Here is a 15,893-nt window from a genome sequence, read left to right as displayed (position 1 = left end):
ATGGTTTTTTCGGTCACCCAAGTCCGTTCGGACTGAGTAGGTCCGCAGGACCGTATCGAAGCCGCACCGGCGCACCGGCATGAGCGCCTTCGATACGCTGCCAAGGCAGCTCAGTCCGAACTGGGAATGGATTGTCGCTGAAAAACCAGCCCCAAATGCAAGATACCCGGCCGGGAAACCCGGGCCGGGTATGCGGTGTTGCCTGGCACGGCACCGGTTCGCACCGGCGCCGGTGCAATTACTGCACCTTGGCCTTCTTGCGCAGTTCTTCCTGATACGCCTGCAGCTTCTTCTGTTGCAGTGCTTCGGCGATTTGCGGCTTGACTTCGTCCAGGGTCGGGACCTTGGCGGCGCGCACGTCTTCCAGCTTGATCACGTGGTAGCCGAACTGGGTCTGCACCGGAGTCTGGGTGAATTCACCCTTCTTCAGGCCAACCATGGCGTCCGAGAACGGCTTGACGAACGAAGCAGGGGTCGCCCAGTCCAGATCGCCGCCATTGGCAGCCGAACCGGTGTCCTTGGATTGCTTGGCCAGGTCTTCGAACTTGGTGCCAGCCTTCAGCTTGGCGATAATCGCCTTGGCATCTTCTTCCTTGTCGACCAGGATGTGGCGGGCGTGGTATTCCTTGTCGCCGGCCTGTGCCTTGAAGTTGTCGTATTCAGCCTTGATGTCGGCGTCCGACACCGGGCTCTTCTTCAGGTAGTCGGCGATCAGCGCGCGGATGACGATCGACTGGCGCGCCAGTTCCAGCTGGTTCTTCACGTCCTGGCTGTTGGACAGGCCCTGCTTGTCGGCTTCCTGCATCAGGATTTCGCGATTGATCAGCTCTTCCTTGACGGCACCGCGCAGCTGCGGGGTATCCGGCTGGCCTTGTGCCGTCATCTGCTTGACCATCAGGTCGGCGCGCGACGACGGGATCGACTTGCCGTTGACCACGGCCAGGTTTTGGGCGAGCGCCGGCAGGGAAGCCATGGCAAACAGCAGGACCAGCAGACGAGCGGGTTTAAATGTCATTATTGAATCCTAGAAAATAAGGGGGAGTGAATCAAAATGGGAGATGAAAAACAGGAGGCAGGCGTCTGTCTTTATTCTTGGTTTCAGTTCGCAGGTGTTTCGTTGGTCGCTTCCGACGGCGAGAGTGCCACGATGGCCAGCGCGTGGATCTCCTGCTGCATCAGGTCGGACAGGCAATCATACACCAGCCGGTGACGCATCAAACGATTTTTACCTTCGAACACGGTGGAAACAAGACGGAGCCGATAGTGCCCGCCACCTGATGCCGCCCCTGCATGACCTGCGTGCAGCGCCGACTCGTCTTGCACCAGACATTGGCTGGGCGAGAAAGTTGCCGCCAGTCGTTGGCTGATGCGTTCGACCCGGTTGTCGGCGGCGCTCATTCGGCGTCCTTCATGTATTTCGACAGGAACAGGCTCTGGCCGATGATGAACACGAACATCAGGCCCATGCTGCCGAACATCTTGAAATTGACCCAGGTGTCGAGCGGATAGTTGAAGGCCACATACAGGTTGAGCAGGCCCATGGCGCCAAAGAACGCCATCCAGGCCAGGCTCAGGCGCGGCCAGACGTGGTCGGGCAGGCTGACCTGCTTTTCCATCATGACGCGGATCAGGTTCTTCTTGAGCACCAGCTGCGACACCAGCAGCGCAATGCCGAAGCACCAGTAGAGGATGGTCGGCTTCCACTTGATGAATGTGTCGTCGCGGAAATAGATGGTGGCGCCGCCGAACACGACGATGATGGCAAGCGACACCCACAGCATGGCGTCGACCTTGCGACGGCGCACCAGCAGCCAGGCGATCTGGCCCAGCGAGGCCACGATGGCCACTGCCGTCGACAGCAGGATCGGCGCCTGCGCGGCCGTCACCACGCCGCTCGACATGGCGCCGCCCAGGTAGTGCATCACCATCTCCTGGGCGGCTTGCGGGTGGCCCTCGGCCCATTTGAAGACGCCAAAGAAAAGGATGACGGGAAACAGGTCGAACAGGAACTTCATTGGCAGGCTTCTTCGGTAACGGGTTGTCGAATCAGGCGATCATCTCAGGCCGGGTCGAAGCGCAGCGACGCCGAATTGATGCAGTAGCGCAGTCCGGTCGGTGGCGGGCCATCGGGAAAGACGTGGCCCAGGTGGGCGTCGCAGACGTTGCAAATGATCTCGGTGCGAATCATGCCATAACTGCGGTCAACTTTTTCACTGACATTGGCCGCATCGATCGGCTCGAAGTAACTCGGCCAGCCGCAGCCCGAGTCGAACTTGGCGTCCGACCTGAACAATGGAGTGCCGCAGCAGACACAGGTATAGGTGCCGGCTTCATGGTGGTCCCAGTAGCGGCCGGTGAAGGCACGCTCGGTGGCCGCTTCACGGGCCACCTGGTATTCGAGGGGCTCCAGCTGCTCGCGCCATTGCGCTTCGGTCTTGACTACGCGGTCGGTCATCGATAACTCCTTTTCTTCGGTTCGTCGGGGCAGCCCCGGGGGACGCCAGGCGCTGTGCCCAGTGTAAAGCTTTTCATCGAAACGGTTGCGCCACGGCTTATGACGAGCAACTCACTTCCAGCCCGGCGGCCCAGTCGGGAGGCAGCTCGGCGTAGCGCTGGTGCTCGGGTTGCTCGTCGAAGGGCCGGCGCAGGATCGCCTGCAGCCGGGCCACTTCCGAGAAATCGCGGTGGGCGGCCCGTTCGATGGCAGTCTGGGCCAGGTAATTGCGCAGCACGTACTTGGGGTTGACCGCATTCATTGCAAGCTGTCGGGCCCCATCCTCGCTCTGCTCGGCCCGCAGCCGCTCGCGGTATCGGGTGGCCCAGGCATCGAATGCCGGGCGATCGATCACCAGGTCGCGCAGCGCTTCGTCGCCGCCGATGTTGTCGATCTGCAAATGGCCCAGCCGGCGGAAGAACAAGGTGAAATCGACGTGATTGGCCTGCAGGATGGCAAACAGCGCATCGATCAGGGCCTCGTCCTCGGCGCGCATGGTGGCCAGGCCCAGCTTGGCCCGCATCAGCTCGCCATGGCGTTGGTCGTAGCTGGCCTCGAAGCCGGCCAGCGCGGCTTCGGTCGCCTCGACCGTGCCGATCAGCGGCAGCAGCGCCTGGCCCAGCGCAAAGCAGTTCCACTGGCCGATGCGGGGCTGCATGGCGTACGAATAACGGCCCTGCTGGTCGGTATGGTTGCAGATGTGGCGACTGTCGAATGCCTCCATGAAGCCGAACGGACCGTAGTCCAGCGTCAAGCCCAGGATCGACATGTTGTCGGTATTCATCACGCCATGCATGAACCCCACCGCTTGCCATTGCGCCATCAGGTGCGCGGTGCGGCGGGTCACCTCGGCCAGCAGCGCCTGGTAGGGATTGCCTTGCTGCAATAACGCCGGATAGAACTGCGCCAGTACGGTGTCGGCCAGCACCTTGAGCTCGTCATGGCGCTGGTTGTAGTACCAGTGCTCGAACGAACCGAAGCGGATGAAGCTGGGCGCCGCGCGCGTGACCACGGCAGCGGTCTCGACGCTCTCGCGCATGACGCGCAGGTCAGAGCCGGTCACCATCAGCGCCCGGGTGGTGGGGATGCCGAGCGCGGCCATGGCCTCCGAGCAGAGGAATTCGCGGATCGACGAGCGCAACACGGCGCGGCCGTCGCCGCCGCGCGAATAGGGCGTCTTGCCGGAGCCCTTCAATTGCAGCTCGATGCGCCCGGTGCCATCGGCGGCGGCCACGTCGCCCAGCGTGATGGCGCGGCCATCGCCGAGCTGCCCGGCCCAGACGCCGAACTGGTGGCCCGAATAGACCGCCGCCAGGGGGCGCGAGCCGGCGGCGACGCGGTTGCCGGAAAACACGTCCAGCACCGCCGGATCGTCCAGCGCCGCGCGCGGCAAGCCGATGCCGGCGGCGGCGTCATCGCTGAAACCGACCAGGTAGGGCGCAGGGATGGGCGTGGGCTGCAGATGCGTATGGAATGCTGGCGGCAAGGCCGCGAAGCGGTTGTCGAACGCCAGGGGCAGGGCGACCGTTGCGGGGGTGTCTGGTGTGGTCATGGTGACTGTATCTGGTGCCGCTGGCGCGGCTTGCAAGGCTGGCATTTTGACAGAGAAGCGCGAATCCCATAGCATCGCGCTACTTTTGGCCACCCCGAGGCGCCCGCAGGGCACATGGAATTCGCACTCATCACTTTCTTGAACGGCCTGGCCTACGGGTTCCTGCTGTTCATGCTGTCGTCCGGACTGACCCTGATCTACAGCATGATGGGCGTGCCCAATTTCGCGCATGCCAGCTTCTACATGCTGGGTGCGTATGTGGCCTACTCGATCGCCGGGGTGCTGGGTTTCTGGCCGGCCTTGCTGCTGGCGCCGCTGCTGGTGGGCCTGGCCGGCGCCGCCATCGAGCACTATGGCCTGCGCCGCGTGCATCGCTACGGCCACGTGCCGGAGCTGCTGTTTACCTTTGGCCTGTCGTACCTGGTGGTGGAACTGGTGCAACTGGTCTGGGGCCGCTCGCCGGTGCCCTATCGTATCCCGCCCGAGCTCGACGGCACCCTGTTCGTGCTCTATACGACCTCCTTCCCGGTCTATCGCGGCTTCATGCTGCTGGTGGCCACGCTGATGCTGGTGGCGATCTGGCTGCTGCTGCGCCATACCCGCGTCGGCCTGACCATACAGGCGGCGCTGACGCATCCGCAGATGGCCGAGGCGTTGGGACACAACGTGCCCCGGGTATTCATGATGGTATTTGGCGGCGGCTGCGCGCTGGCGGCGCTGGCCGGGGTGATCGGCGGCAATGCCTTCGTCACCGAGCCCGGCATGGCGGCGTCGGTGGGCAGCATCATCTTCGTGGTGGTGGTGGTGGGCGGCCTGGGTTCGCTCAGCGGTGCCTTCGTCGTCTCGCTAGCGATTGGCTTGCTGCAGACCTTCGCGGTGGCCGTCGATCAATCGCTGGGTGGGCTGCTGGCCGCGCTGGGCCTGCCCGCGCCCGGCAGCGCGGCGCTGGCGCCGCTGTGGCACCTGAGCCTGGCCCGGGTGGCACCGATGTTGCCCTACCTGTTATTGGTGGTGATGCTGGTGGTCCGCCCCAAGGGGCTGCTGGGCCGGCGCGAAGGATGAGCCGATGAAACCGATGCCAAGGCTCTTGTGGTGCGCGGCCGTGCTGGCGCTGGCGCCACTGGTGTTTCCGCAAGGCGGCGCCTTGTCGCTGCTGTCGCAGATGGGGACCATGATCCTGCTATGCCTGTCGATGAACCTGCTGTTGGGCGAGGGCGGCATGCTCTCGTTCGGGCACGCGGTCTATTCGGGGCTGGGCGCGTTCGGGGTGATCCACCTGATGAACCTGGCCGGCAGCGGCGCGATCGATTTTCCGGTGACGCTGCTGCCGTTGGCCGGTGGCCTGGTGGGCGCGCTGTGTGGCGTGCTGCTCGGTTATTTGACCACCCGCCGCGCCGGCACGACGTTTTCGATGATCACCCTGGGCCTGGTCGAGCTGGTGTCGGCGGCGGTGTCGATGTGTCCGGACCTGTTCGGCGGCGAGGGCGGCATCTCCGGCAATCGCGTCATGGGCCAGGCCGTACTGGGCGTGAGCTATGGTCCGCAGATCGAAGTCTATTACCTGATCGCCGGCTGGCTGTTGCTGTGCGCCGTGACGATCCGGGCGTTCAAGGCGACGCCGCTGGGACTGATGCTCAATGCGGTGCGCGACAACCCCGAACGGGCCGCCTTCATCGGCTACGACCCGCAGCGGGTACGCTACCTGGCGCTGATCCTCTCGGCCTTCTTTGCCGGCGTCGCCGGTGGCCTGGCGGCGATCAATTTCGAGATCGTCACCGGCGAGTACGTGGGGGCGGCGCGCTCCGGGGCCATCTTGCTGTTTACCTTCATCGGCGGCGCCGCCTATTTCTACGGGCCGATCATCGGCGCCATCGTCGGCGTACTGTTCTCATCGCTGCTGTCGGCCTATACGCCAGCCTGGCAGTTCTACCTCGGCCTGCTGTTCATCGCCGTGGTGCTATGGCTGCCGGGCGGATTGGCCCAGGTGCTGGACCACCTGCTGCGCCTGCTGCGGGCCGGGGCCCTGGCACCGGCGCTGGCGCGCCGTTGCCTGTTGCAGGCGCTGGCCGGCGGCGTAGCGCTGGCCGGGCTGGTGCTGGGCGTGGAGGCGCTGTACCGCCTGAGCCTGGGCAACCTGCTGGGCGACGACCAGGCGGCGCTGACGCTGGCGGGCATGGCGATCGACCTGCACGGGGGCGGCGTATGGCTGCTGGCCTTGCTGCTGCTGGCCGGTGGCGTAGCGCTGCTGGCGCGCGGGCGCCTGGCGTGGCGTGCCGCATGGCGCGCCGCATGGACCCGGGTCGAAGCGTTCGAGGGGAGCGTCCATGAGTGAATCACCGGCCCTGCTGGTGCAGGGCGTGCGCAAGTGCTTCGGTCGCAGCCTCATCATCGACGGTGCCGAGTTGCAGGTCGATGCCGGCCAGCGCTGCGCCCTGATCGGCCCCAACGGCGCCGGCAAGTCGACCCTGTTCAACCTGGTCAGCGGACGCCAGCGCAGCGATGCCGGGCGCATCCTGCTGCATGGCCAGGACATCACGCGGGCTTCGCCGCAGGCCATCAACCGGCTGGGACTGGCGCGCAGCTTCCAGCTATCGAGCCTGTTTCCCCGCTTGTCGGCATTGGACAACGTACGTTGCGCGCTGCTGTGGCAGCTCGGCTATCGCTATGCCTTCTGGCGCCGGCTGGGGCGCTTGCCCGAGCTGGCCCGGCGCGCCCGCGCCGTGCTCGAGCGGGTGGGCTTGGCGCAGCATGCCCAGGTGCCGGCCGCGGCGTTGAGCTACGCGCACCAGCGCACGCTGGAGCTGGCCGTGACCATCGCCGGCGACGCCTCGGTGATCTTGCTCGACGAGCCCACCGCCGGCATGAACCGTGCCGAAAGCATGGCCATGGTGGCCCTGATCCGCGAGGTCAGCGCCGGCAAGACGCTGCTGATGGTGGAGCACGACATGCAGGTGGTGTTCGACCTGGCCGAGCGCATCGCGGTGATGGATAACGGTCGCGTGATCGCCTGCGACAGCGCCGCCGGCATTCGGGCCAATGCCCGGGTGCAGCAGTTGTACCTGAACCGGAGCGTGCATGGCGCCTGAACCCTTGCTATCGGTGGCCGGCTTGCATGCCTGGTACGACGCCAGCCATGTGCTGCACGGGGTCGACCTGCGGGTCGACCCCGGCGAGATCGTGGCCGTGCTGGGCCGCAACGGCGCCGGCCGTTCTACGCTGCTCAAGGCGCTGGTGGGACAGGTGCGCTGGTCGGGAACGGCCCGCTTCGACGGACGTGACCTGCAGCGCTTGCCGGGGTTCGAGATTGCCCGCATGGGCATCGCCTACGTGCCGGAAAGCCGGGACGTATTTCCGACCCTGACGGTCGAGCAGAACCTGCTGCTGGGCCAGAAGCCGGGCCGCCAGCGACCCGACGGCTGGCGCTTCGAGCAGTTGTTTGCGATCTTTCCGGCGCTGCTGCGGCGACGCAGCGTGGCCGCAGGCGCCCTGTCGGGCGGCGAACAGCAGATGCTGGCGCTGGCCCGCGCGGCCATGGGCAACCCGTCGCTGCTGCTGGTCGACGAGCCCACCGAAGGCCTGGCGCCGCAGATGGTCGAACAGGTGGCGTTGTTGTTGCGGCAGATGCAGCAGCGCGGCGTGGCGATCCTGCTGATCGAGCAGAAACAGTCGATTGCGCTGGAACTGGCGCAGCGCCTGTATGTGATGGGCCGGGGCCAGATGGTGTTCGAAGGCATCGCCGCCCAGCTGCAGTCCGACCTGGTCGTGCAGCGTGACTGGCTGGCGCTGTAGCGCAAGCAGCAGCGTACTCTCGACACTGTTCGATGCAGGCTTTCGCCTGGCTTGCCTACACTGGCGGCTTGTTGCCTGATCGCGGAGCCGCCTGTCATGTCGTTTCTTCTTTTTATTGCCGCCTGGGTGTCGCTGGTCTGTGGGCTGGACCGCCTGTGGCTGCGCCATGTGGCGCGTCACCTTGAACTCGACGCGCGCGAGCGCGCACCATTGCTGGACCCCGACGGCTACCTCGAGCTGATCACCCGCATGACCGAGCTGTGCCATGGCGAACGGGCCGAGGTCGACCGCCTCGTCGCGCACCAGCAACTGCTGCATCCCGAGCTGGCCTATGGCGAGGCGGTGCGCGCGGCGATGCAGCAACTGATGGCGCCACAGGCGTCAAGCCAGATGCGCTTCAGCGATTGACCAGCCTGGCCGGCAAGCTCAGCGTGAGCAGGGCACCGATGACCAGCGACGCGGCCAGCACGTACATGCCGGTGTTGGTGCTCTGGGTCGCGTCCTTGAGCCAGCCCACCAGGTAGGGGCTGACGAAGCCGGCCAGGTTGCCCAGCGAATTGATCAGGGCGATTCCCGCCGCCGCCGCGGTGCCCGACAGGAACGCGGTAGGCAGGCTCCAGAACAAGGGCAGGGTGGTGAGGATGCCGATGCAGGCCACCGTCAGCGAAGCCATCGCCAGCAGCGTATTGTGGTCGTACACGGTCGAGGCCAGCAGCCCGATGCAACCGACCACGGCCGGGATGGCCACGTGCCAGCGCCGCTCGCGGCGAGCGTCGGCGCTGCGACCGATCAACACCATGGCCGCTGCCGCAAAGGCGTAGGGAATGGCCGTCAACAGGCCGATGTTGAGCGGGTCGGTGACGCCGGTGGTCTTGATGATGGTCGGCAGCCAGAAGCTCACGCCATACAGCCCCATGACGAAGCAGAAATAGATCAGCGCGCCGAGCCAGACGCGGCCATTGGCAAACACCGCTGCTACCGACAGGTGTTGCTTCTGGCTCTCTTCGTGGGCGATGTTCGATTCGAGCAACTGCTTTTCTTCTTCGCTGAGCCAGTGCGCATCGCGGATGCGGTCCTTCATGTAGACGATCACCAGCACGCCCAGCACCAACGACGGGATGGCCTCGATGATGAACATCCATTGCCAACCCGAATGGCCCCAGACGCCGGGCATGGCATGCATGATCCAACCCGACAGCGGACCGCCGATCACGCCCGACAGGGCGATGCCGGTCATGAACAGGGCGGTGATCTTGCCGCGCCGCTCGGCCGGATACCAATAGGTCAGGTACAGGATCACGCCGGGGAAGAAACCGGCCTCGGCCACCCCCAGCAGGAAGCGCATGATGTAGAACATCTGCGGCGTGGTGACATAGGCCATCGCGCCCGAGATGATGCCCCAGGTGATCATGATGCGGGCGATCCAAAGGCGCGCACCGACCTTGTGCAGGATCATGTTGCTGGGCACCTCGAAGATGAAATAGCCGATGAAGAAGATGCCCGCGCCCAGTCCGTAGACGGTTTCGCTGAACTTCAGGTCCGACAGCATCTGCAACTTGGCAAAGCCGACATTGACGCGGTCCAGGTAGGACGCCACGTAGCACAGGAAAAGCAGCGGCAGCAGGCGCCAGGTGACCTTGGCGTAGGTGGCGTCCGCGAACGGCGAATTGGCTGGCGGCGATGCCGGGCCGGGTTGCTTGCTCATGTCTCACTCCTTGGTTGACGCATCGGGATGGCGCAGCGCAGGCGCCGCTGCAAAAGAGCTGCGATGGTGCCTGCGCCGTGATCGCGTTTTATGATTTTGTTAGGCGAGTCTATGACTTTATCGTTTGTGTTCGAGCCCGTTGCATTGTATTGCCGACATCCGGCTTGTCAATCCGGTCTCAGACGCAGCGTCCGCCGTCGACTTCGATGCACACGCCGGTGACGAACTCGGCTTCATCCGAGCCCAGGTAGAGGCAGGCATTGGCAATGTCCTGCGGCGTCGAGAAGCGTCCCATGGGGATGGTGGCGACGAACTTCTGGCGGTTCTCGGGGGTATCGGGCACGCCCATGAATTCGGCCAGCAGGCCGGTAGCCGAGATCACCGGGTTGACGCAGTTGACCCGGATCCTGTCCGGCCCCAGTTCGCCGGCCATCGACTTGCTCATGGTGATCACCGCGCCCTTGCTGCTGTTGTACCAGGTCAGGCCAGGTCGGGGGCGGATGCCGGCGGTGGAGGCGATATTGATGAAGGCACCGCCACCGACCCGGCGAAAATGCGGCACGAACACCTGCGCCGACAGGTAGATGCTCTTGACGTTGATGGCGAAGATGCGGTCGAACTCGGCCTCGTCGACTTCCAGCATGGGCCGGTTGCGGTGGGTGGTGCCGGCGTTGTTGACCATGATGTGCATGGCGCCGAAATGCGCCAGCGCCGCGGCCAGCAGGCCATCCATGTCGGCCCGTCGCGACACGTCGGCCCGCACGAAACGCGCGCGGCCGCCGGCCTCGACGATCTGGTCCGCCACCCGCTGGCCGCCGGCTTGGCTGATGTCGGCCACGATGACCGACGCTCCCTGCCCGGCATAGGCCTTGGCGATGCCTTCGCCAAAGCCCGAACCGCCACCGGTAACCACCGCCACCTTGTCCTTCAGACGCATGATGTCTCCTTTTTCAGTCATGACGAATCGCAATCGTCTTGAGCACGGTAAAGCCGTACAGTGCCTCGAAGCCTTTCTCGCGGCCATGGCCACTGGCCTTGACGCCGCCGAAGGGCAATTCGACGCCGCCGCCGGCGCCATAGTTGTTGATGAATACCTGGCCGCAGCGCAGCGCGCGTGCCAGCCGCATCTGGCGCGCACCGTCGCCGGTCCAGACGCTGGCCACCAGCCCGTAGTCGGTGCCGTTGGCCAACGCCACGGCATGCGCTTCGTCCTCGAAGGGCATTGCCGCCAGCACCGGGCCGAAGACTTCTTCCTGCGCCAGGCGGTGCCGTGGCGGGACATCGCGCAACAGCGTCGGTACCTGGTAGAAACCGCCCGCCGGCGCGCCGCTGGCGATGCTGCCCTGCGCCACCACGGCAATGCGGTCCTCGCGCGCCGCGGCCAGGAACGACGCCACCCGGTCTTGCTGGGAACGACGAATCAGCGGGCCGCAGTCCAGGTCCATCTGCGCCGATCCCACCCGCAGGCCGGCGAACAGCCCGCCCAGCCGTTGCAGCACCTGCTCGTAGACGCCCCGCTGCACCAGCAGCCGGCTGCCGGCCGAGCAGGTCTGGCCGGCGTTCTGCACGATGGCGTTGACCGCCACCGGCAGCAACGCGTCCAGGTCGGCGTCGTCGAACACCACCTGGGGCGACTTGCCACCCAACTCCAGCGTCACCGGCGTATGGTGTTCGGCCGCGGCTTGCACCACCACCCGGCCGATGGCGGGCGAGCCGGTGAACGACACGTGGTCCACATCCGGATGGCGCACCAGCAGGTCGCCGGCCTCATGGCCCAGGCCGGTGACGATATTGAGCACACCGTCGGGCAAGCCCGCCTCGGCGGCCAGCTCGGCCACCCGCAGCAATGACAGGCAGGCGTCCTCGGCCGGCTTGACCACGCAGGTATTGCCGGCGGCCAGGGCACCGCCGACACAGCGCCCGAAGATTTGCATCGGGTAGTTCCAGGGCACGATGTGGGCCGTCACGCCGTGCGGTTCGCGCAGCGTCAGCACCGTGTAGCCGGCCTGGTAGGGAATGGTGTCGCCGTGCAGTTTGTCGGCGGCACCGCCATAGAACTCGAAGTAGCGCGCGATGGCGGCGGCATCGGCGCGGGCCTGCTTCAACGGCTTGCCGCAGTCGCGCGCCTCGATCTGGGCCAGTTCTTCCTGGTGCGCCTGCAGGCTGGCCGATAGGTTGAGCAGCAGCCTGCCGCGTTCGGCAGCCGACAGCTTGCTCCAGGCGCCTTCATAGGCGCGGCGCGCGGCGCCGACGGCGCGCGCCACGTCGTCGGCGTTGCCACGGGCGATGTGCTCGAATACCTGGCCGTCGGATGGGTCGACGACGGCAATGCTGTCGACGCCGGCGGGCGCGACCCAGCGGTTATCGATGAAATGCAGTTTCATGGGGGCGGCGTCCTATAGTGGGCACGGCGGCGCTCGGCGCGGTCTCGTTTGTCATTGTTGTGCTTGCCCTGTCTTGGCAGGGCGAAGTGGGTTCAATCTAGGGCAGGGCAGGGGCGCTGTCAATTGAATCTATTTACCGCCGGCCCGGGGGGCGGGTAGCATGCGGGTTATTCAAACGGACACAGGTGTGACATGGAATTGCGTCAACTGCGGTATTTCGTCGCCATCGTCGACCATGGATCGCTGTCGCGCGCGGCACGGGTGCTGCACATCGCGCAACCGGCACTGACCCAGCAGATCCGCCAACTCGAGGATGAACTGGCGGCGCAGCTGCTGCACCGTTCGGCGCAAGGGGTGATCGCCACCGACCCGGGCAAACTGTTCTACGAGCATGCGCTGGCCATTCTCAAGCAGGTGCAGGACGCCCGCCAGGCGGTGGCGCAGTCGACCGACAAACCGTCGGGCACGGTGGCGCTGGGCATCCCGCAAAGCGTGTCCAACGCGCTGGCGCTGCCCTTGCTCAACGCGGTGCGCTCGACCTACCCCGAGATCACGCTGCAGCTGACCGAGGAGCTGACCGGCAACCTGGTTACCCAGCTCAAGTCCGGTCGCATCAACCTGGCGGTGCTGTTCGACGATGGCCAGCTGTCGTCCTTCGCCGCCACGCCCATGATCGAGGAAGAAATGCTCTACATCACGCGCGCCAAGTCGCAATATGGCGCGACCGGCAAGCGCGGGGTGACGCTGGCGCGCGCGATCCAGGCGCCACTGATCCTGCCCGGCCTGGCACATGGCGTGCGCCCGCGCATCGAGAACCTGGTGCGGGCCAACGGCATGAGCCTGGAACACGTGATCGAGATCAATTCGGTGGCGATCCTGAAGTCCGCCATCCTGGCCGATATCGGCGCCACCATCCTGCCGGTGGCACCCTTGCTGGCCGAATTCGAGCGCGGCGAGATGGTGGCCCACAGCATCGCCGGGCAACGCATTTCGCGCACCCTGGTGCTGTGTGCGTCCAAGAACATCCCCTTGACCACGGCCGCCGCCGCGGTGGAGCAACTGGTGCTCGACGTCACCGATGAACTATGCCGCTCGGGCAAGTGGGGGCATACGGAGGTGTTGGGGCGGGAGTGAAACCTGGTGACAGACGGTATGCGACACACTGGAGAGGCTGCAACAGGTATTCGCAGCGTGATGCAACATCAATAAGCCCGCCGCCTGCCGGACGGCTGCAGGCAGCAGGCAGCAGGCAGCAGGCAGCAAGGGATCCCGGCGCTCACCGGGATGGCGCGATGCGCCTACCGCAAGATATCCATTACCTGCAGAATGGTGAAGCTGACCGGGTCGTACACGACCGCATAGCCCCCGTAGTAGCCCATCTGATAGCCGCGCGGCGGCGGTGGCAGGTCGCGCCGCACATTTTGCGGCAGCGGCTTGATCTTGCCCCGATAGGCGCTCGGCACTGGCTGGCCGGCGTGGAAGTCCGGACGGTGATCGCGGTCGACGCGCTTGAGATCGCCATCGTAGTGGCGACGCAGCTGGTCGCGGTCGGCATCGCGGAAGTCGTAGCGTTGCTGCGCAGCGTGGTCACCGCCGTGGCGCTGTTCATGGCCCGGTGGCGGGCCCGGCTGTTGCGCCTGCGACATGGCGGCCGTGCCCAGTGCGGCGCAGCTGGCCAGCGCCAGGATGGTGTGCTTGATGATGACGTTGCTTGGCATGGTCTCTTTCCGTTGTTGACGATACCTGACAGACCGCCAACTGCGTGATCGAGTTGCCGACTTTACCAGTGTCAAGAAATGGCAAGCGAATGTGGCAGCGGGGTGCCGGCCAGCGTGAAGCCGATGCTGTTGTAGCCGCCATCGCTGCTGGCAAAGGCACGCCCGCCATGCATGCGCGCCACCGCCTTGACGATCGCCAGTCCCAGCCCATGGCCGTGGCTGCCGTTGCTGTCGTGGCGTGCGCTGTCGACGCGGTAGAAACGGTCGAACAGGCGTGGCAGGTGGCGCGCATCGATGGCCTGGCCGGGATTGGTCACGGCCACCCGCACGCCCTCGTCCTGGGTCGCGATCTCGATGCCGATGCAGGCCTGCGGCGGCGAATGCTGGATCGCGTTCTGGACCAGGTTGGTCAGGGCGCGGCGAAACAATGCCGTCTCCATCATGGCGCTGGCCTCCAGGTCGCCGGTGACCTCGATGCGCAGGCCGGTATCGTCCAGCACGAACTCGAAGAAATCGACCGTCTTCTGCACTTCGTCGGCCACCCGCGCCTGGACCAGCGCGGTGGCCGCCTCGCCCTGGTCGGAACGGGCCAGGAACAGCATGTCGTTGACGATCGAGCGCATGCGGTCGAGCTCTTCCAGGTTCGACTGCAACACGTCCTTGAATTCGCCGGCGCTGCGCTCGCGCGCCAGCGCCACCTGGGTCTGGCCGATCAGGGTGGCCAGCGGCGTGCGCAATTCGTGGGCGACGTCGGCATTGAACGATTCAAGCTGGGTGTAGGCGTCCTCGATGCGCTCGAGGGCGCCATTGAAGGCGCGCGCCAGGTCCGACAGTTCCAGCGGCAGCGATTCGATCGCTATGCGCGCCGATAGCATGCGCGGCGACACGTCCTGGGCCCGGGCCGACATGCGGCGCAGCGGCGCCAGCCCGGCGCGGGCGATCCAGTAGCTGGAAATGACCGCCAGCACGATGCCCAGCAGCGACATGGTCACGGTGGCCACCAGGAACGAGCGCCGCATCTCGAAATAGGGTTCGGTGTCGATACCGACCGTGACCCGCACCGGCGGTCGTTCCTCGAAGCCGGGCAGGGTGCGGCTCATGGTGTGCAGCGGATATTGCTTGCCCGGCAGGTACAGCATGCCCACGCTGTTGTCGGCGGTGCCGCCTTGCTGGGCCAGCTGGCCCAGCTCGCCATACACGAAACGCGGGTCCTGGCCCGAGATCCAGAACGCTACCCGGGTATCGGCCTGCGACAGCGCCGCCAGCTTGGTCTGCACCCGCGCCCAGCGCTCGGTGTTGCCGGCGCGGCCGATCTGGTAGCTGATGTCGTTGAGGGTGGTGGCCAGGCCGTCGCGTTCGTGGCGCAGCAGCTCGCCCTTGAGCATGGCATAGAGCACGATGCCGGTCAGCGCGAAGATCAGCAGCGCCGAGGCGGCCGACATCCAGACCAGGCGCGCGGTGATCGATTGGCGCAGCAGCATCAGTCGCTCACGGCGTCGGCCGCGGCGCGCGGCTCGAGCACATAGCCCATGCCGCGCACGGTGTGCAGCAGCTTCTGTTCGAACGGCGTGTCGATCTTGGCGCGCAAGCGCTTGATGGCCACTTCGACCACATTGGTGTTGCTGTCGAAGTTCATGTCCCACACCAGTTCGGCGATGGCGGTCTTGGACAGGATCTCGCCCTGGCGTCGCGCCATCACCGCCAGCAGCGCGAATTCCTTGGCGGTCAGGTCGATGCGGGTGCCGGCGCGAAACGCCTTGCGGCTGAGCAGGTCGATCTGCAGGTCGCCAATACGCAGCTGTGCCGGTTCCTGCGCGCGCCCACGACGGGTCAGTGCCTGCAGGCGCGCCAGCAGCTCGAGAAACGAGAACGGCTTGATCAGGTAGTCGTCGGCCCCTTCGTGCAAGCCCTTGATCCGGTCCTCGACGCTGTCGCGCGCGGTCAGCATGATCACCGGCGTCTGCTTGACGGTGCGCAGTGAGCGCAATACCGAGAAGCCGTCCAGGCCGGGCAGCATCACGTCGAGCACGATCACGTCGTAGTCATGCTGGATCGCCAGGTGCTGGCCGTCGATGCCGTTGGCGGCGAGGTCGACCGCGCAGCCCTGCTCGGTCAATCCCTTGCACAGGTAATCGGACATCTTCTGCTCGTCTTCGACTATCAATATCTTCATCTGGTCTCCTCGTGCCCTGTGCGGTCAATGAACAAGCGCAATGAGCGATTTCATCGTTGATCATCGGCGCGCCGGGGC

17 protein-coding genes are annotated in these 15,893 nt (G+C 65.6%); 6 read left to right on the top strand and 11 right to left on the bottom strand.

The window, feature by feature from the left end:
- Positions 1–238: 238 nt before the first annotated feature.
- From PMI40_RS19460 to PMI40_RS19440, 5 genes are all read right to left on the bottom strand, one after another.
- A complete protein-coding gene (locus PMI40_RS19460) occupies positions 239–1,015 on the bottom strand; it encodes a peptidylprolyl isomerase (RefSeq protein WP_008118895.1) in 777 nt (258 codons plus the stop codon).
- A gap of 83 nt (positions 1,016–1,098) precedes the next feature.
- The gene (locus PMI40_RS19455) at positions 1,099–1,398 is read right to left on the bottom strand and encodes a BolA family transcriptional regulator (RefSeq protein WP_008118892.1); all 300 of its coding nucleotides are present in this window, start codon (positions 1,396–1,398) and stop codon (positions 1,099–1,101) included.
- A complete protein-coding gene (locus PMI40_RS19450; protein ID WP_008118891.1) occupies positions 1,395–2,015 on the bottom strand; it encodes a septation protein A in 621 nt (206 codons plus the stop codon). Before PMI40_RS19450 ends, PMI40_RS19455 begins: the two co-directional genes overlap by 4 nt.
- Positions 2,016–2,059: 44 nt before the next feature.
- Complete coding sequence (gene msrB / locus PMI40_RS19445; protein ID WP_008118889.1) at positions 2,060–2,455, bottom strand: peptide-methionine (R)-S-oxide reductase MsrB; 396 nt, start codon at positions 2,453–2,455, stop codon at positions 2,060–2,062.
- A 97-nt stretch (positions 2,456–2,552) separates the two neighbouring features.
- Entirely contained in the window at positions 2,553–4,046 is a 1,494-nt protein-coding gene (locus PMI40_RS19440) for a YdiU family protein (protein ID WP_008118887.1), read from the bottom strand.
- Between the two features lie 114 nt (positions 4,047–4,160).
- Here PMI40_RS19440 and PMI40_RS19435 point away from each other — a divergent pair, with 114 nt between their 5' ends.
- From PMI40_RS19435 to PMI40_RS19415, 5 genes are all read left to right on the top strand, one after another.
- Entirely contained in the window at positions 4,161–5,108 is a 948-nt protein-coding gene (locus PMI40_RS19435; RefSeq protein ID WP_008118885.1) for a branched-chain amino acid ABC transporter permease, read from the top strand.
- Between the two features lie 4 nt (positions 5,109–5,112).
- A complete protein-coding gene (locus PMI40_RS19430) occupies positions 5,113–6,378 on the top strand; it encodes a branched-chain amino acid ABC transporter permease (RefSeq protein ID WP_008118883.1) in 1,266 nt (421 codons plus the stop codon).
- A complete protein-coding gene (locus PMI40_RS19425) occupies positions 6,371–7,132 on the top strand; it encodes an ABC transporter ATP-binding protein (RefSeq protein WP_008118881.1) in 762 nt (253 codons plus the stop codon). Before PMI40_RS19430 ends, PMI40_RS19425 begins: the two co-directional genes overlap by 8 nt.
- Positions 7,122–7,835, top strand: coding sequence for an ABC transporter ATP-binding protein (locus tag PMI40_RS19420; RefSeq protein ID WP_008118879.1), 714 nt, complete (start codon positions 7,122–7,124; stop codon positions 7,833–7,835). Before PMI40_RS19425 ends, PMI40_RS19420 begins: the two co-directional genes overlap by 11 nt.
- A gap of 96 nt (positions 7,836–7,931) precedes the next feature.
- Complete coding sequence (locus PMI40_RS19415; RefSeq protein ID WP_008118877.1) at positions 7,932–8,243, top strand: hypothetical protein; 312 nt, start codon at positions 7,932–7,934, stop codon at positions 8,241–8,243.
- On the opposite strand, the gene PMI40_RS19410 is transcribed toward PMI40_RS19415, so the two are convergent.
- The 3 genes from PMI40_RS19410 to PMI40_RS19400 form a co-directional block, all read right to left on the bottom strand.
- A complete protein-coding gene (locus PMI40_RS19410) occupies positions 8,233–9,540 on the bottom strand; it encodes an MFS transporter (protein ID WP_008118875.1) in 1,308 nt (435 codons plus the stop codon). The genes PMI40_RS19415 and PMI40_RS19410 overlap by 11 nt on opposite strands.
- A 178-nt stretch (positions 9,541–9,718) precedes the next feature.
- Positions 9,719–10,477, bottom strand: coding sequence for an SDR family oxidoreductase (locus PMI40_RS19405; protein WP_008118872.1), 759 nt, complete (start codon positions 10,475–10,477; stop codon positions 9,719–9,721).
- 13 nt (positions 10,478–10,490) lie between these two features.
- Complete coding sequence (locus tag PMI40_RS19400) at positions 10,491–11,924, bottom strand: aldehyde dehydrogenase family protein (protein WP_008118870.1); 1,434 nt, start codon at positions 11,922–11,924, stop codon at positions 10,491–10,493.
- A 192-nt stretch (positions 11,925–12,116) separates the two neighbouring features.
- On the opposite strand from PMI40_RS19400, the gene PMI40_RS19395 reads away from it, so the two are divergent.
- Positions 12,117–13,058 (top strand): LysR substrate-binding domain-containing protein, encoded by a 942-nt coding sequence (locus PMI40_RS19395; protein WP_008118868.1) that lies wholly within the window; start codon positions 12,117–12,119, stop codon positions 13,056–13,058.
- A gap of 164 nt (positions 13,059–13,222) precedes the next feature.
- Here the strand turns inward: PMI40_RS19395 and PMI40_RS19390 are convergent, their stop codons facing one another.
- From PMI40_RS19390 to PMI40_RS19380, 3 genes are all read right to left on the bottom strand, one after another.
- A complete protein-coding gene (locus PMI40_RS19390; protein WP_008118866.1) occupies positions 13,223–13,642 on the bottom strand; it encodes a hypothetical protein in 420 nt (139 codons plus the stop codon).
- A 71-nt stretch (positions 13,643–13,713) separates the two neighbouring features.
- Positions 13,714–15,123 (bottom strand): heavy metal sensor histidine kinase, encoded by a 1,410-nt coding sequence (locus tag PMI40_RS19385; RefSeq protein ID WP_008118864.1) that lies wholly within the window; start codon positions 15,121–15,123, stop codon positions 13,714–13,716.
- Positions 15,123–15,815 carry a heavy metal response regulator transcription factor gene (locus PMI40_RS19380; protein WP_008118861.1) on the bottom strand — a complete coding sequence of 231 codons (693 nt, stop codon included), beginning with the start codon at positions 15,813–15,815 and terminating at the stop codon, positions 15,123–15,125. Before PMI40_RS19380 ends, PMI40_RS19385 begins: the two co-directional genes overlap by 1 nt.
- Positions 15,816–15,893: the final 78 nt, after the last annotated feature.

The sequence above is a fragment of the Herbaspirillum sp. YR522 genome (genome assembly GCF_000282575.1).
Taxonomy (GTDB): Bacteria; Pseudomonadota; Gammaproteobacteria; order Burkholderiales; family Burkholderiaceae_D; genus Herbaspirillum.
The sequence above is the reverse complement of the archived record's forward strand: the minus strand, read 5'-3'. Positions and strand labels throughout refer to the sequence as shown.

Bases quoted from the DNA above. Each gene is read 5' to 3' on its own strand.
- PMI40_RS19460 (WP_008118895.1), bottom strand. From the start codon at position 1,015: ATGACATTTAAACCCGCTCGTCTGCTGGTCCTGCTGTTTGCCATGGCT.
- PMI40_RS19455 (WP_008118892.1), bottom strand. From the start codon at position 1,398: ATGAGCGCCGCCGACAACCGGGTCGAACGCATCAGCCAACGACTGGCG.
- PMI40_RS19450 (WP_008118891.1), bottom strand. From the start codon at position 2,015: ATGAAGTTCCTGTTCGACCTGTTTCCCGTCATCCTTTTCTTTGGCGTC.
- msrB (WP_008118889.1), bottom strand. From the start codon at position 2,455: ATGACCGACCGCGTAGTCAAGACCGAAGCGCAATGGCGCGAGCAGCTG.
- PMI40_RS19440 (WP_008118887.1), bottom strand. From the start codon at position 4,046: ATGACCACACCAGACACCCCCGCAACGGTCGCCCTGCCCCTGGCGTTC.
- PMI40_RS19435 (WP_008118885.1), top strand. From the start codon at position 4,161: ATGGAATTCGCACTCATCACTTTCTTGAACGGCCTGGCCTACGGGTTC.
- PMI40_RS19430 (WP_008118883.1), top strand. From the start codon at position 5,113: ATGAAACCGATGCCAAGGCTCTTGTGGTGCGCGGCCGTGCTGGCGCTG.
- PMI40_RS19425 (WP_008118881.1), top strand. From the start codon at position 6,371: ATGAGTGAATCACCGGCCCTGCTGGTGCAGGGCGTGCGCAAGTGCTTC.
- PMI40_RS19420 (WP_008118879.1), top strand. From the start codon at position 7,122: ATGGCGCCTGAACCCTTGCTATCGGTGGCCGGCTTGCATGCCTGGTAC.
- PMI40_RS19415 (WP_008118877.1), top strand. From the start codon at position 7,932: ATGTCGTTTCTTCTTTTTATTGCCGCCTGGGTGTCGCTGGTCTGTGGG.
- PMI40_RS19410 (WP_008118875.1), bottom strand. From the start codon at position 9,540: ATGAGCAAGCAACCCGGCCCGGCATCGCCGCCAGCCAATTCGCCGTTC.
- PMI40_RS19405 (WP_008118872.1), bottom strand. From the start codon at position 10,477: ATGCGTCTGAAGGACAAGGTGGCGGTGGTTACCGGTGGCGGTTCGGGC.
- PMI40_RS19400 (WP_008118870.1), bottom strand. From the start codon at position 11,924: ATGAAACTGCATTTCATCGATAACCGCTGGGTCGCGCCCGCCGGCGTC.
- PMI40_RS19395 (WP_008118868.1), top strand. From the start codon at position 12,117: ATGGAATTGCGTCAACTGCGGTATTTCGTCGCCATCGTCGACCATGGA.
- PMI40_RS19390 (WP_008118866.1), bottom strand. From the start codon at position 13,642: ATGCCAAGCAACGTCATCATCAAGCACACCATCCTGGCGCTGGCCAGC.
- PMI40_RS19385 (WP_008118864.1), bottom strand. From the start codon at position 15,123: ATGCTGCTGCGCCAATCGATCACCGCGCGCCTGGTCTGGATGTCGGCC.
- PMI40_RS19380 (WP_008118861.1), bottom strand. From the start codon at position 15,815: ATGAAGATATTGATAGTCGAAGACGAGCAGAAGATGTCCGATTACCTG.